This window comes from Mycobacterium sp. (assembly GCF_039583785.1).
GTDB lineage: Bacteria > Actinomycetota > Actinomycetes > Mycobacteriales > Mycobacteriaceae > Mycobacterium.
The window spans coordinates 2,196-14,193 of the sequence record NZ_JAVKSG010000078.1 but is presented as its reverse complement, the minus strand read 5'-3'; the positions used below and the strand labels follow the sequence as shown (position 1 = coordinate 14,193).

Here is an 11,998-nt window from a genome sequence, read left to right as displayed (position 1 = left end):
CCGCTGCCGATGGCGCCGGATCGGCGATCACTCGGTTTTTGACTCTCCCTGACTTCGCGGCCAGGCCAGCCGCACAGCGGTATCGGCGAGCAATGAATGTCACGAATATCGTTGCGTTGAGGTAAGATTGGCGGTAGGCGGGGCGGACCCGGCTGTGCTGGCTGACGAGCCGGAAGACTACCCTTGGGCGGGCCCACCCACGCCGAATGTGACGCTAATGCGAAAATTCGCAACAAATCTCGCAGTGGATTCACGTTCGACGTGGAATCGCCTCCCACGGCGCCCTCATACGGGCTTAGCCGACTGTGCGGCTCCTCCTCAGGCCGCTTCGGTGGCTGCGGCACGTCTGTGACATCACGGGTCGCAGATGACGATCGGGATGACCCGGTCGGTCCAGGACTGGTAGTCCGCGAACGAGGAGTACATCGCCACGAGTTGTGGCCAGTACTGTGCGCGTTCGGCCGCGGTGGCGTCGCGGGCGGTGAGACGCAAGACCTCTTTTTTGATCTGCACCGTCACCGTCGGGTTGGCCTTGAGGTTCAGATACCACATCGGGTTGTTGGCCCGCCCGCCCTGCGAGGCCACCAGCACGACGCGGTTGCCGTCGCGAAGGAACAGCAGCGGGCTGACCCGCGGCTCCCCGGTCTTGCGGCCGATGGTCGTCAGCAGCGCTACCGGCGCCCCTTGCAGAAACGTGCCGCCGACCCTGCCGCCGGACACCTTGTAGGCCGCGGTGTTGATCCGGGACATCCACTTGATCAGGACGCCGGTGCCGGCGGAGTTGAGTGCGGGCGGCGGCTTGGCCATCGGTTCTCCCTATCGGTGGTGCTGAATGAACGGACGCATCCGAGCGTTGATGTGCCGGATCTTGCCATCCACGATCAGAAACGTCTCGTCGATGTGCGAGCACACTCGCCGGCCGGCGAGCGTCGGCCTGGTGATCACGTCGAACTGAGCCCGTACATGGTCGCCATCCACATCGAAAACCGGTGGCGTGCACTGCTCGATGATGCGGAACTGCGGGCCCCGATTCAGGCTGCGCCGCAAGTGGTTTCCGGAGAAACCGGTCTTGATGCCCATCTCGAACCGAACACAGTCCGGCGCGAACGGCACGTCGTCGCCGCGGTGGCTGGCCAGCGCGTCGATGTAAGACTGCGCCACCGCGATCCGGCCTTCGTCCGAGACCGTGCTCAATTGCCCGGCTCCTCCTCATCGCGCATCGCGCTCTGCATCGTCACCGGCGGGCCGCTAAATGCGCTCGATGATGGTGCCGGTCGACAAGGCGCCACCGGCGCACATGGTGATCAGCGCGGTGCTCTGGTCGGTGCGCTCCAACTCGTGCAGCGCGGTGGTGATCAACCGGCTGCCGGTGCTGCCCACCGGGTGACCCAACGCGATCGCGCCGCCGTTGACGTTGACCTTGTCCATGTCCGGGTTGTGCACCCGCGCCCAGGACAGCACCACCGAGGCGAACGCTTCGTTGATCTCGGTGATGTCGATGTCGCCCATCTTCATGCCGGCTTTTTCCAGCACCTTGGCCGTGGACTGCACCGGGCCGTCGAGGTGGTAGTAGGGCTCGGCGCCGACGAGTGCCTGGCTGATGATCCGGGCCCGCGGCGTGAAGCCGAGCGCTTTCGCTTTCGCCTCGTCCATCCACAACACAGCGGCCGCACCGTCGGAGATCTGCGATGACGTGCCCGCGGTGTGGATCCCGCCGTCGAGAACCGGCTTGAGCTGGCTCAGCCCTTCCAGCGTGGTGTCGCGCAGGCCCTGGTCTTTGGTGACGACGTGCCGGTCACTGGTCGGCTGCTTGTTCTCGTCGAGCACCGGCGCCTCGATGCCGCTGACCTCACGGTCGAAGCGACCCTGCGCCCAGGCCTGCTTGGCCTTGCGCTGCGAGTCGAAACCGAACTGATCGATCTCCTCGCGAGTGATGCCGCGGCGCTTGGCAATTCGCTCGGCGGCGGTGAACTGGTCGGGCAGGTCGATGTCCCACGACGCGGGCCGCAGGATGCCGCGGTCCGGGCCGGCGTTGGCGCCCAGGCCGACGCGGCTCATTGCCTCGATGCCGCACGCGATGCCGACGTCGATGGCGCCCGCCGCGATGAGTCCGGCGATCAGACCGTTGGCCTGCTGGCCGCTACCGCACTGGCAGTCCACCGTCATCGCGCCGACGTGCTCGGGCAGGCCGGCGACCAGCCAGCCCACCCGGGTGATGTTGTTGGACTGCTCGCCGTACTGCGTCACACAGCCACCGATGACCTGCTCGACCTCAGCGGCGTCGAGGCCGGCTTTCTCCACGAGCGCTCGCTGCGTGGCGCCCAACAGTTCGGTGGCGTGCAGTCCTGACAGCCATCCCATCCGCTTGCCGATCGGGCTGCGGGTGGCTTCAACAATTACCGGGTTACCCATGAGGTCAGGCTAGAACACGTTTCATTACCCTGACAAGCGACGATGCGTGCGCACCTTTTGGTCTGCGACGAGAGCATGTTTTACTGGCACTAGAACACGTTGTAGTTCAGGAGGAATTTATGGCACCCCCTAGCATTCCGGCGGACTTCGACTTCCTCGACGCCGACGTCAACCTGGCCGGCCTTCCGATCGACGAACTCGCCGAGCTTCGCTGCTCCGAGCCGGTCCATTGGGTGAGCGTGCCCGACGGCTGCGGCGGCTTCGAGGACGACGGCTATTGGATCGTCACCAAGCACGCCGACGTCAAGGAGGTGTCGCGCCGCAGCGACATCTTCTCCAGCTGGCAGAACGGCGCCATCCCGACCTGGCCGAAGGAGATGACGCGCGAGCAGGTCGAGTTGCAGCGCAGCGTCATGCTCAACATGGACGCCCCGCACCACACCCGGTTGCGCAAGATCATTTCCCGCGGTTTCACGCCCCGGGCGATCGGTCGACTGGAAGAAGAACTCGCCCAGCGCGCCGAGAACATCGCCAAGACCGCGGCCGCGACGGGTGGCGGCGACTTCGTCGAGCAGGTGTCGTGCGAGCTCCCGCTGCAGGCCATCGCCGGCCTGCTCGGTGTGCCGCAGGACGATCGCGTCAAGCTGTTCCGCTGGTCCAACGAAATGACCGGTGGCGCCGACCCCGAGTACGCCGACGTCGACCCGGCGCAATCGTCGATGGAACTGATCATGTACGCGATGGCGATGGCGGCGGAGCGCAACGAGCACCCGACCGACGACATCGTCACGACGCTGATCCAGGCCGACATCGACGGCGAGAAGCTGTCCGACGACGAGTTCGGCTTCTTCGTGATCATGCTGGCGGTGGCAGGCAACGAGACGACCCGCAACTCGATCACGCACGGCATGATCGCGTTCGCGAACAACCCCGACCAGTGGGAGCTGTTCAAGAAGGAGCGCCCGTCCACCGCCGCCGACGAGATCGTCCGCTGGGCCACGCCGGTGTCGGCCTTCCAGCGCACCGCCAACGAGGATCTCGAGTTGGGTGGTGTGCAGATTAAGAAGGGCCAGCGGCTGGTGATGTCCTACCGCTCGGCCAACTTCGACGACGAGGTCTTCAAGGACCCACACTCGTTCAACATCCTGCGCGACCCGAACCCGCACGTCGGGTTCGGTGGCACCGGTGCGCACTACTGCATCGGCGCGAACCTGGCCCGCATGACGATCAACCTGATCTTCAACGCGGTCGCCGACCACATGCCGGACCTCAAACCCACTTCGGAACCGGAGCGGTTGCGGTCTGGCTGGCTCAACGGCATCAAGCACTGGCACGTCGACTACACCGGGGCCAACTGATGGATTTCGCACCGGACCCAGAGCAGCGGGCGGTTGCCGATGTCGTCACGTCGGTACTTGGCCGGGACAACTCCTGGGAGGCGCTGGTCGCCGGCGGAGTGACCGCACTGCCGGTGCCCGAACGCATCGGCGGCGACGGTGTCGGCCTGCCGGAGATCGCCACGGCGCTGACCGAGATCGGTCGGCACGGCCTGATCAGCCCCGCGCTGTCCACCCTCGGATTCGGCGCGATGACGTTGCTGGAGTTGGCTTCCGACGAGCAGCAGGACCGCTACCTGGCTGGTGTTGGCAAGGGATCCGTGCTCACAGCGGCGCTGAACGAGCCGGGTATCGCACTGCCGGACCGGCCGGCGACGGCCTTCGCCGGCGGTCGGCTGTCGGGCACCAAAATCGGTGTCGGGTATGGCGCTGATGCCGACTGGATGCTGGTCACCGCCGACAACGCCGTCGTTGTCGTATCGCCCAAGGCCGACGGTGTAACGATCGCGAAGACGCCGACCTCCAACGGATCCGACGAGTACGTGGTCACCTTCTCCGACGTCGAGGTGGGCGGTGACGACGTACTTGTCGGGGCCACGGCCCAGCGGGTGAACCAGTTTGCGCTGGCCGCTGTTGGTTCCTACGCCGCAGGTCTGGTCGCCGGTGCGCTGCGACTGACGGCCGACTATGTGGCCAACCGGCGACAGTTCGGCAAGCCGCTATCGACGTTCCAGACCGTCGCCGCGCAGTTAGCCGAGGTCTATATCGCCTCACGGACCATCGATTTGGCGTCGACGTCGGTGATCTGGCGGCTGGGTGAAGGCCTCGATGCCGCATCCGATTTGGATGTGCTGGGCTACTGGCTCACCTCGCAGGCGCCGCGGGTGATGCAGATCTGCCACCACCTGCACGGCGGGATGGGGATGGACATCACCTACCCGATGCACCGGTACTACTCGACGATCAAGGACCTGACTCGCCTGTTGGGCGGGCCGTCGCATCGCCTCGATTTGGTGGCGATCGTAAGCGCGGCGAAGCCGGGCGAGGCGGATCGCCACCGCGACAACCTCAGTGGAGCGCAATGTTCATCGACCTGACTCCGGAGCAGCGTGCGCTGCAAACCGAACTGCGGCAATATTTTTCGAGCCTGATCTCGTCTGACGAGATGAAAGCGATGGAGAAAGACCGCCACAACGAGGCCTACCGCGCCGTGATCCGGCGAATGGGCAAAGACGGCAAGCTCGGCGTCGGATGGCCAAAGGAGTTCGGCGGGTTGGGTTTCGGCCCGGTCGAGCAGTCGATCTTCGTCAACGAGGCGCACCGTGCCGATGTGCCGCTGCCCGCGGTGACGTTGCAGACCGTCGGGCCGGTGCTGCAGCAGTTCGGCACCGAGTTGCAGAAAAAGAAATTCCTGCCATCGATCCTGGCCGGCGAGGTGCACTTCGCGATCGGCTACAGCGAACCGGAGGCCGGCACCGATCTGGCGTCGCTGCGCACCAGCGCCGTGCGGCACGGCGACGAGTACATCGTCAACGGCCAGAAGATGTGGACCACCGGCGGGCACGACGCCGACTACATCTGGCTGGCCTGCCGCACCGACCCGGAAGCGGTGAAGCACAAGGGCATTTCGATCCTGATCGTCGACACCAAGGATCCCGGCTTTTCCTGGACGCCGGTTATCCTGTCCGACGGCGCCCACCACACCAACGCCACCTACTACAACGACGTCCGGGTTCCCGCCGACATGCTGGTCGGTGAGGAAAACGGTGGCTGGCGTTTGATCACCACCCAACTCAACAACGAGCGGGTGATGCTCGGGCCGGCCGGCCGGACCGCGGGCATCTACGACCGGCTGCACGACTGGGCGTCCAAGCCGGGCGGCGACGGCGTCACCCCGATCGACCACCAAGACGTCAAGCGGGCGCTCGGTGAGATCTACGCGATGTGGCGGGTCAACGAGCTGCTGAACTGGCAGGTGGCCGCCGCCGGCGAAGACATCAACGTCGCCGACGCCGCGTCGACCAAAGTCTTTGGCACCGAGAGCATTCAGTACATCGGCCGGCTGGCCGAGGAAATCGTCGGCAAGTACGGCAACCCCGCTGAGTCCGCGACCGCCGAGCTGCTGGACTGGCTCGACTCGCAGACCAAGCGCAATCTGGTGATCACCTTCGGCGGAGGCGTGAACGAAGTGATGCGAGAGATGATCGCGGCGTCCGGCCTCAAAGTGCCGAGGGTGCCCAGATGACCGGCATCCGGGACGCTCTCGAAGAGATCACCGCCACCGTCGTCGCCAAGCCGCGCGCCGGGCGGGATCCGGTGAACCAGCCGACGATCAACAACTGGGTTGAGGCTCTCGGCGACACGAACCCGATCTATCGGGACGAAGCCGCGGCCCGCGCCGCAGGACATCCGGGAATTGTCGCGCCACCGGCCATGATTCAGGTCTGGACGATGTTCGGCCTGGGCGGGGATCGCCCGACCGACGACCCAATGGGCCCGATCATGAAGCTGTTCGACTCAGAAGGCTACATCGGCGTGGTCGCCACCAACTGCGAACAGACCTACCACCGGTATTTGCGGCCCGGCGAGGAGGTCAGCGTCGCCTCCGAGATGCGCGACGTCGTCGGCCCCAAACAGACAGCGCTCGGTGCGGGTTGGTTCATCAACCAGCACATCACCTGGCGGGTCGGCGATGAAGACGTCGCCGAAATGAATTGGCGGATATTGAAATTCAAGCCCGCTACCGGCGACTCCGCTGCTGTGCCGGAGGACCTCGACGCTGGTTCCATGATGCGACCGTCGGAATCCAAAGACACCAAGTTCTTCTGGGACGGTGTCAAGGCGCACGAACTGCGCATCCAGCAGCGGCCCGACGGAAGCCTGCAGCATCCACCGGTGCCTGCGATCTGGCAGGACAACGAGGAGCCAACCGATTACGTGGTGGCCGGCGGCCAAGGCACGGTGTTCAGCTTCGTCGTGCATCATGCGCCGAAGGTGCCCGGCCGCACACTGCCGTTCGTCATCGCGCTCGTGGAACTGGCGGAGGGGGTCCGGATGCTCGGCGAGCTGCGCAACGTCGACCCCGCCACCGTGGAGGTTGGTATGCCGGTTCAGGCAACGTATATCGACTTCCCCGCCAATGACATCGGCCCGGCGTGGACACTGTACGCGTGGGAGCCTCAGGAGGCCGGAGCGTGAGCGCCCGGACGGCGGAGGTCGGCACCAAGCTGCCGGAGCTCGCCCTGCACGGCGACCCCACGTTCATCATCTCGACGGCGATCGCCACCCGCGACTACCAGGACGTCCACCACGACCGGGACAAGGCGCAGGCCAAGGGATCCAAGGACATCTTCGTCAACATCCTCACCGACACCGGTCTGGTGCAGCGTTATATCACCGACTGGGCCGGCCCGTCGGCGTTGATCAGGTCGATCGGCCTGCGACTCGGTGTGCCGTGGTACGCCTACGACACCGTGACGTTCACCGGCGAGGTGACCGCAGTCGACGACGGGTTGATCACGGTGAAAATAGTTGGCAGCAACAGCCTTGGCGATCACGTCATCGCCGACGCGACCTTGACCATCGGGGGTTCCGGTGCTGTCCGGTAAGGCCGCGATTGCCGGTATCGGCGCGACGGACTTCTCCAAGAATTCCGGCCGCAGCGAATTGCGGCTGGCTGCCGAGGCCGTCCTGGACGCACTCGACGATGCGGGTCTGACACCGGCGGACGTGGACGGCATGGTGACGTTCACGATGGACTCCAACACCGAGGTCGCCATCGCCCGCGCGACCGGCATCGGGGAGCTGACGTTCTTCTCCAAGATCCACCACGGTGGCGGCGCCGCCTGCGCCACCGTCCAGCAGGCGGCCATCGCGGTGGCTACCGGCGTCGCGGATTGCGTTGTGGCATATCGGGCGTTCAACGAACGGTCGGGGATGCGGTTCGGTCAGGTGCAGACCCGGCTGGTGGAGAACGCCGACTCGACCGGCGTGGACAACTCGTTCTCCTACCCGCACGGCCTGTCGACACCCGCGGCGCAGGTCGCGATGATCGCCAAGCGTTACATGCACCTGTCCGGAGCGACCAGCCGCGACTTCGGCGTCATCTCGGTGGCCGACCGCAAGCACGCCGCCAAGAATCCGAAGGCCTACTTTTACCAGAAGCCGATAACCATTGAGGATCACCAGAATTCGCGGTGGATCGCCGAGCCGCTGCGACTGCTGGACTGCTGCCAGGAGACCGACGGCGCGGTGGCGCTGGTCATCGTCTCGGCGGAGCGGGCGAAGGACCTGAAGAACCGGCCGGCCGTCATCGAGGCCGCGGCGCAGGGGGCCAGCCCCGACCAGTATTCGATGGTCAGCTACTACCGTCCGGAACTCGACGGGCTGCCGGAGATGGGCCTGGTCGGCAAGCAACTGTGGTCGCAGTCGGGCCTGAAGCCGACCGACATCCAGACCGCGATCCTCTATGACCACTTCACCCCGTTCACCCTGATTCAGTTGGAGGAGTTGGGGTTCTGCGGTTGGGGGGAGGCCAAGGACTTCATCGCCGACGGCGCGATCGAAATCGGTGGCCGGCTGCCGATCAACACCCACGGCGGGCAACTCGGTGAGGCCTACATCCACGGCATGAACGGCATCGCCGAGGGGGTTCGCCAACTGCGGGGCACGTCGGTGAACCCGGTGCCCGACGTCGAGCACGTGCTCGTCACCGCCGGCACCGGCGTCCCGACGTCCGGGCTGATCCTCGGTTGAGCCGCCATCGCTCGACCGCGACCGTGAAGGTAGCGTCACGCTCGGCGCCGGGCACCTACGCCGTGGTCCGCAGCTCCACGCCGGACAGGACGACGGCGTTCTCCCGCGACGGTGCGGTGACGGTGGCCAGCAGCCGCCCGTCGTCTTTCCAGACGGCGGCCTTGAGCGTCTCGCCCGGGTAGGCCACGCCGGAGAATCGCGCGCCGTAGGATGCGACGGCGCCGGCGTCGGCGTCGAGCAGCGCGTCCGTCAACGCCTTGCAGGTCATGCCGTAGGTGCATAGGCCGTGCAGGATGGGCCGGGGAAACCCTGCAGCAGAGGCGAACTCGGGATCGGAGTGCAGCGGATTGCGATCGCCGCACAGCCGGTACAGCAGCGCCTGCTGCGGCAAAATCGGAATGTCGAGTTCGAGGTCCGGCGCACGCTGCGGCGCCGCCGTCGACGTCGACTCGCCACGCTCGCCGCCGAACCCACCCTCGCCGCGGGCGAAGATCGACCGGCGCTGCGTCCACAGCAGCGTCCCGTCCGGTGCGCTCACCTCGGTCTCCGACCAGATCACCGCGGCCTTGCCCTTGTCCCAGATGTCGGTGAACCGGGTGACGGCCGTCGCCGAACCCGACGGCGGCAGCGGTGCCGGCGCGGTGACCTGCTCGCTGGCGTGCAGGACCTTGCTCAGCTCGATGTCGATGCCGGGGAACCGCACGGTCGGCGCCTTTGTCATGTGGAAGCTGGCGGCGACGCTGCCGAACGTCGGCAACACCTGCGGCGTGTCGTCCACCAGGTAGCGCAATTCGCGGGCGTCCATCGGGTCCGCGCCGGCGCCGAGCCCGAGGTGGTAGAGCTGGATATCGCTGCTGCTCCAGGAGAATTCGATGGGGTCCAATACGGCGTTCAGCGCGACGTCGACGTCGATCGGCATGTCAGTTGACCCCCGCGACATGCAGGGCCGCCAAATACCCGAAGGTCATCGCCGGACCGATGGTTCCGCCCGGCCCGGGATAGGTGTGGCCCATCACCGGGGCGCTGACATTGCCTGCGGCATAGAGGCCTTCGATGATGCTACCGTCGTCGCGCAGCGCGCGGCCGTGCACATCGGTGCGGATGCCACCCTTGGTGCCCAGGTCGCCCGGCACCATCTTGGCCGCGTAGTACGGCGGATGGCTGATCGCGCCCAGGTTGGGGTTCGGCTTGTTGGTCGGGTCGCCGTAATACCGGTCATAGGCGCTCTCGCCGCGGTGGTAGTCGGCATCGACGCCGGACCGGGCGAAGCCGTTGAAGCGCTCGACCGTCTTGGCGAACGCGTCGGCCGGCAGACCGGCCTTGGTGGCCAACTCCGCCAGGGTGTCCGCCGCGATGATCACGCCGGACTCCAGCCACTTGCGCGGAATGCGTTGTCCCGGCTGCAGTCCGGCGAAGATATAGCGGTCGCGGTATTGCTGGTCGAACACCAGCCACGCCGGGATATTCTCACCCGGTCCGGGGCCTTGGCCGTACTCGCCGCCGTACATGTGGTGGCACGCCTCGACGTAGGGCATGGATTCGTTCATGAACCGCCGGCCGGACATGTTGACGATGATGGATCCGGGCGAGTTGCGCTCCGACAGGGCGAACCACGGCGCGCCGACCAGCGGAACGGTCGGGCCCCACCAGGCGTCTTCCATCAAATCCAGTGCGGCGCCCAGCTTTTCGCCAGCGAGAATGCCGTCGCCGGTGTTGGCTTTCGCGCCCACGGTCCACTCGGTGCTGATCGGCGCGCGCTGGTACTTCACTCGCATCTGCTCGTTGTGCTCGAACCCGCCGCTGCCGAGGATGACCGCCTTGCGGGCCCGGATCAGCTGCGGCTCGGCGGCATCGGACTGCGTGGTGTCGCGCACGTAGACGCCACGCACCACGCCGTCCTCGACGTAGAGGTCGGTCAGCGCGGTGTTGAGCTGCACCGGGACGCCGGCCTCGCGGAGCCCGACCCGAAGTGGCGCGATCAGCGCGCGGCCCATGCCGACCAGGTTCTGCCCCGTCGCCTTCGCCCACACGGTGCGCGCCCCGACCTTGAGGCTGCGCAGCACGCCCCGCGGGTGACGCTTGAGCTGGTTCAATCGCACGTAGTCCTGTTGCATCACAACGACATTGAGCGGAACCTTGCCGTACGGCGGTTCCAGGCCAGCCAGGTCGGGGCCGAGCTTCTTGGCGTTGAACGGCTTCGGCTCGATCGACCGGCCACCGGCCCGACCACCCGGGGCTTCGGGGTAGTAGTCGGCGTATTGCGGCACCCAGCACATCTTCAACGGCGAGTTCTTCAACACGAATGACAGCATCTCGGGGCCGCGCTCGAGGTAGGTGTCGATGCGCTCGGCCTCGACGACGTCGCCGACGATCCCGTGCAGATACCTGCGGGCCGCTTCGGCGGTGTCCTCGACGCCGTCGCGCTTGAGCACCTCGTTGTTGGGGATCCACACACCGCCACCGGAGCGGGCGGTGGAGCCGCCGAAGTGTGCGGCTTTCTCTACGATTATAGTATTCAGACCTCGGTGGGCGGCCGCCAGAGCGGCAACCATGCCGGCGCCGCCGCTTCCGACCACGACGACGTCGAACTCCTGATCCGTCATGTAGAACACGTTATAGAATTGCCGAGGCCGGCCGCTACCGCCCCGGTCAATCGAGTGAGGGGACTTCGGCGACATGATCCCGGTTGCCACCCGTGACGCGTTGGCCGCCGATCTCGCCCAGGCCGAGCGCAGCCGCCGGGCGATCATTCCGCTGACCGCCGGGCACCCTGAGATCGACGTCGTCGACGCCTACGAGATCCAGCTGATCAACATCCGGCAGCGGGTCGCCGAGGGCGCCCGGGTGGTGGGTCACAAGGTCGGCCTGTCGTCGCTGGCGATGCAGCAGATGATGGGTGTCGACGAGCCCGACTATGGACATTTGCTCGACGAGATGCAGGTCTTCGAGGACGTCCCGGTGCAGTCCGGCAGGTACCTGTATCCGCGGGTGGAGGTCGAGGTCGGTTTCATCCTGGCCCACGACCTGCCCGGTGCGAACTGCACCGAAGACGACGTGCTCGAGGCCACCGAGGCGTTGGTGCCGTCCATCGAGTTGATCGACACCCGGATCACCGACTGGAAGATCGCGCTGTGCGACACCATCGCCGACAACGCGTCGTCGGCCGGCTTCGTCCTGGGCGAGGCGCGGGTTGCCCCGTCCGACATCGACATCACGACCATCGACGCGGTGCTGACCAACAACGGCGCGGTGGTGGCCGAGGGCCGCAGCGATGCGGTGCTGGGAAATCCGGTGACCGCAGTAGCGTGGCTGGCCCGCAAAGTGGAAAGCTTCGGGGTACGGCTTCGGGCCGGCGACATCGTGTTGCCCGGTTCGTGCACCCGAGCCATCGACGCGCCTGCGGGCAGCAACTTTGTCGCCGACTTCGCCGGACTTGGGTCCGTCCGATTGTCGTTCGAGTGAAGGAGCGGCGCAGCGGGTCGCGACCAGAGAGT

General features: G+C 66.3%; 12 protein-coding genes. 7 read left to right on the top strand and 5 right to left on the bottom strand.

Annotated features, from left to right (window positions below):
• Positions 1-354: 354 nt before the first annotated feature.
• The 3 genes from ABDV69_RS17955 to ABDV69_RS17945 are packed head-to-tail and all read right to left on the bottom strand — an operon-like array spanning position 355 to position 2,412.
• Positions 355-807, bottom strand: coding sequence for a nitroreductase family deazaflavin-dependent oxidoreductase (locus ABDV69_RS17955; protein WP_343576800.1), 453 nt, complete (start codon positions 805-807; stop codon positions 355-357).
• A 9-nt stretch (positions 808-816) separates the two neighbouring features.
• On the bottom strand, positions 817-1,194 hold the full coding sequence (locus tag ABDV69_RS17950; protein WP_343576797.1) for a hypothetical protein: 378 nt from the start codon (positions 1,192-1,194) through the stop codon (positions 817-819).
• Positions 1,195-1,248: 54 nt separating this feature from the next.
• Positions 1,249-2,412: a steroid 3-ketoacyl-CoA thiolase gene (locus tag ABDV69_RS17945; protein ID WP_343576795.1), complete on the bottom strand. Its 1,164-nt coding sequence runs from the start codon at positions 2,410-2,412 to the stop codon at positions 1,249-1,251.
• A 119-nt stretch (positions 2,413-2,531) separates the two neighbouring features.
• Between ABDV69_RS17945 and ABDV69_RS17940 the strand changes: the two genes are divergently transcribed.
• From ABDV69_RS17940 to ABDV69_RS17915, 6 genes are read left to right on the top strand one after another with little or no spacing between them, the layout of a single operon-like run.
• Positions 2,532-3,770 (top strand): cytochrome P450, encoded by a 1,239-nt coding sequence (locus ABDV69_RS17940; RefSeq protein WP_343576791.1) that lies wholly within the window; start codon positions 2,532-2,534, stop codon positions 3,768-3,770.
• Positions 3,770-4,846 carry an acyl-CoA dehydrogenase family protein gene (locus ABDV69_RS17935; protein WP_343576789.1) on the top strand — a complete coding sequence of 359 codons (1,077 nt, stop codon included), beginning with the start codon at positions 3,770-3,772 and terminating at the stop codon, positions 4,844-4,846. Before ABDV69_RS17940 ends, ABDV69_RS17935 begins: the two co-directional genes overlap by 1 nt.
• On the top strand, positions 4,831-5,994 hold the full coding sequence (gene fadE29, locus ABDV69_RS17930) for an acyl-CoA dehydrogenase FadE29 (RefSeq protein WP_343576788.1): 1,164 nt from the start codon (positions 4,831-4,833) through the stop codon (positions 5,992-5,994). The genes ABDV69_RS17935 and fadE29 overlap by 16 nt, the downstream gene beginning before the upstream one ends.
• Positions 5,991-6,947, top strand: a complete 957-nt coding sequence (locus ABDV69_RS17925) for a bifunctional MaoC family dehydratase N-terminal/OB-fold nucleic acid binding domain-containing protein (protein WP_343576785.1) — start codon at positions 5,991-5,993, stop codon at positions 6,945-6,947. The genes fadE29 and ABDV69_RS17925 overlap by 4 nt, the downstream gene beginning before the upstream one ends.
• A complete protein-coding gene (locus ABDV69_RS17920) occupies positions 6,944-7,357 on the top strand; it encodes a MaoC family dehydratase (protein WP_343576783.1) in 414 nt (137 codons plus the stop codon). Before ABDV69_RS17925 ends, ABDV69_RS17920 begins: the two co-directional genes overlap by 4 nt.
• Positions 7,344-8,504, top strand: coding sequence for a lipid-transfer protein (locus ABDV69_RS17915; RefSeq protein ID WP_343576780.1), 1,161 nt, complete (start codon positions 7,344-7,346; stop codon positions 8,502-8,504). Before ABDV69_RS17920 ends, ABDV69_RS17915 begins: the two co-directional genes overlap by 14 nt.
• A 55-nt stretch (positions 8,505-8,559) precedes the next feature.
• On the opposite strand, the gene ABDV69_RS17910 is transcribed toward ABDV69_RS17915, so the two are convergent.
• Together ABDV69_RS17910 and kstD are read right to left on the bottom strand one after the other, a co-directional pair.
• Positions 8,560-9,423: a MaoC/PaaZ C-terminal domain-containing protein gene (locus ABDV69_RS17910; protein ID WP_343576778.1), complete on the bottom strand. Its 864-nt coding sequence runs from the start codon at positions 9,421-9,423 to the stop codon at positions 8,560-8,562.
• Position 9,424: 1 nt separating this feature from the next.
• Positions 9,425-11,107, bottom strand: a complete 1,683-nt coding sequence (gene kstD, locus ABDV69_RS17905; protein ID WP_343576775.1) for a 3-oxosteroid 1-dehydrogenase — start codon at positions 11,105-11,107, stop codon at positions 9,425-9,427.
• A 73-nt stretch (positions 11,108-11,180) separates the two neighbouring features.
• Between kstD and ABDV69_RS17900 the strand changes: the two genes are divergently transcribed.
• Positions 11,181-11,966: a 2-keto-4-pentenoate hydratase gene (locus ABDV69_RS17900; protein WP_343576773.1), complete on the top strand. Its 786-nt coding sequence runs from the start codon at positions 11,181-11,183 to the stop codon at positions 11,964-11,966.
• Positions 11,967-11,998 lie beyond the last annotated feature (32 nt).

What these genes read in the sequence shown, in the direction of transcription:
- ABDV69_RS17955 (WP_343576800.1), bottom strand. Translation starts at nt 807, where the DNA reads ATGGCCAAGCCGCCGCCCGCACTCAACTCCGCCGGCACCGGCGTCCTG.
- ABDV69_RS17945 (WP_343576795.1), bottom strand. Translation starts at nt 2,412, where the DNA reads ATGGGTAACCCGGTAATTGTTGAAGCCACCCGCAGCCCGATCGGCAAG.
- ABDV69_RS17940 (WP_343576791.1), top strand. Translation starts at nt 2,532, where the DNA reads ATGGCACCCCCTAGCATTCCGGCGGACTTCGACTTCCTCGACGCCGAC.
- ABDV69_RS17935 (WP_343576789.1), top strand. Translation starts at nt 3,770, where the DNA reads ATGGATTTCGCACCGGACCCAGAGCAGCGGGCGGTTGCCGATGTCGTC.
- fadE29 (WP_343576788.1), top strand. Translation starts at nt 4,831, where the DNA reads ATGTTCATCGACCTGACTCCGGAGCAGCGTGCGCTGCAAACCGAACTG.
- ABDV69_RS17925 (WP_343576785.1), top strand. Translation starts at nt 5,991, where the DNA reads ATGACCGGCATCCGGGACGCTCTCGAAGAGATCACCGCCACCGTCGTC.
- ABDV69_RS17910 (WP_343576778.1), bottom strand. Translation starts at nt 9,423, where the DNA reads ATGCCGATCGACGTCGACGTCGCGCTGAACGCCGTATTGGACCCCATC.
- kstD (WP_343576775.1), bottom strand. Translation starts at nt 11,107, where the DNA reads ATGACGGATCAGGAGTTCGACGTCGTCGTGGTCGGAAGCGGCGGCGCC.
- ABDV69_RS17900 (WP_343576773.1), top strand. Translation starts at nt 11,181, where the DNA reads ATGATCCCGGTTGCCACCCGTGACGCGTTGGCCGCCGATCTCGCCCAG.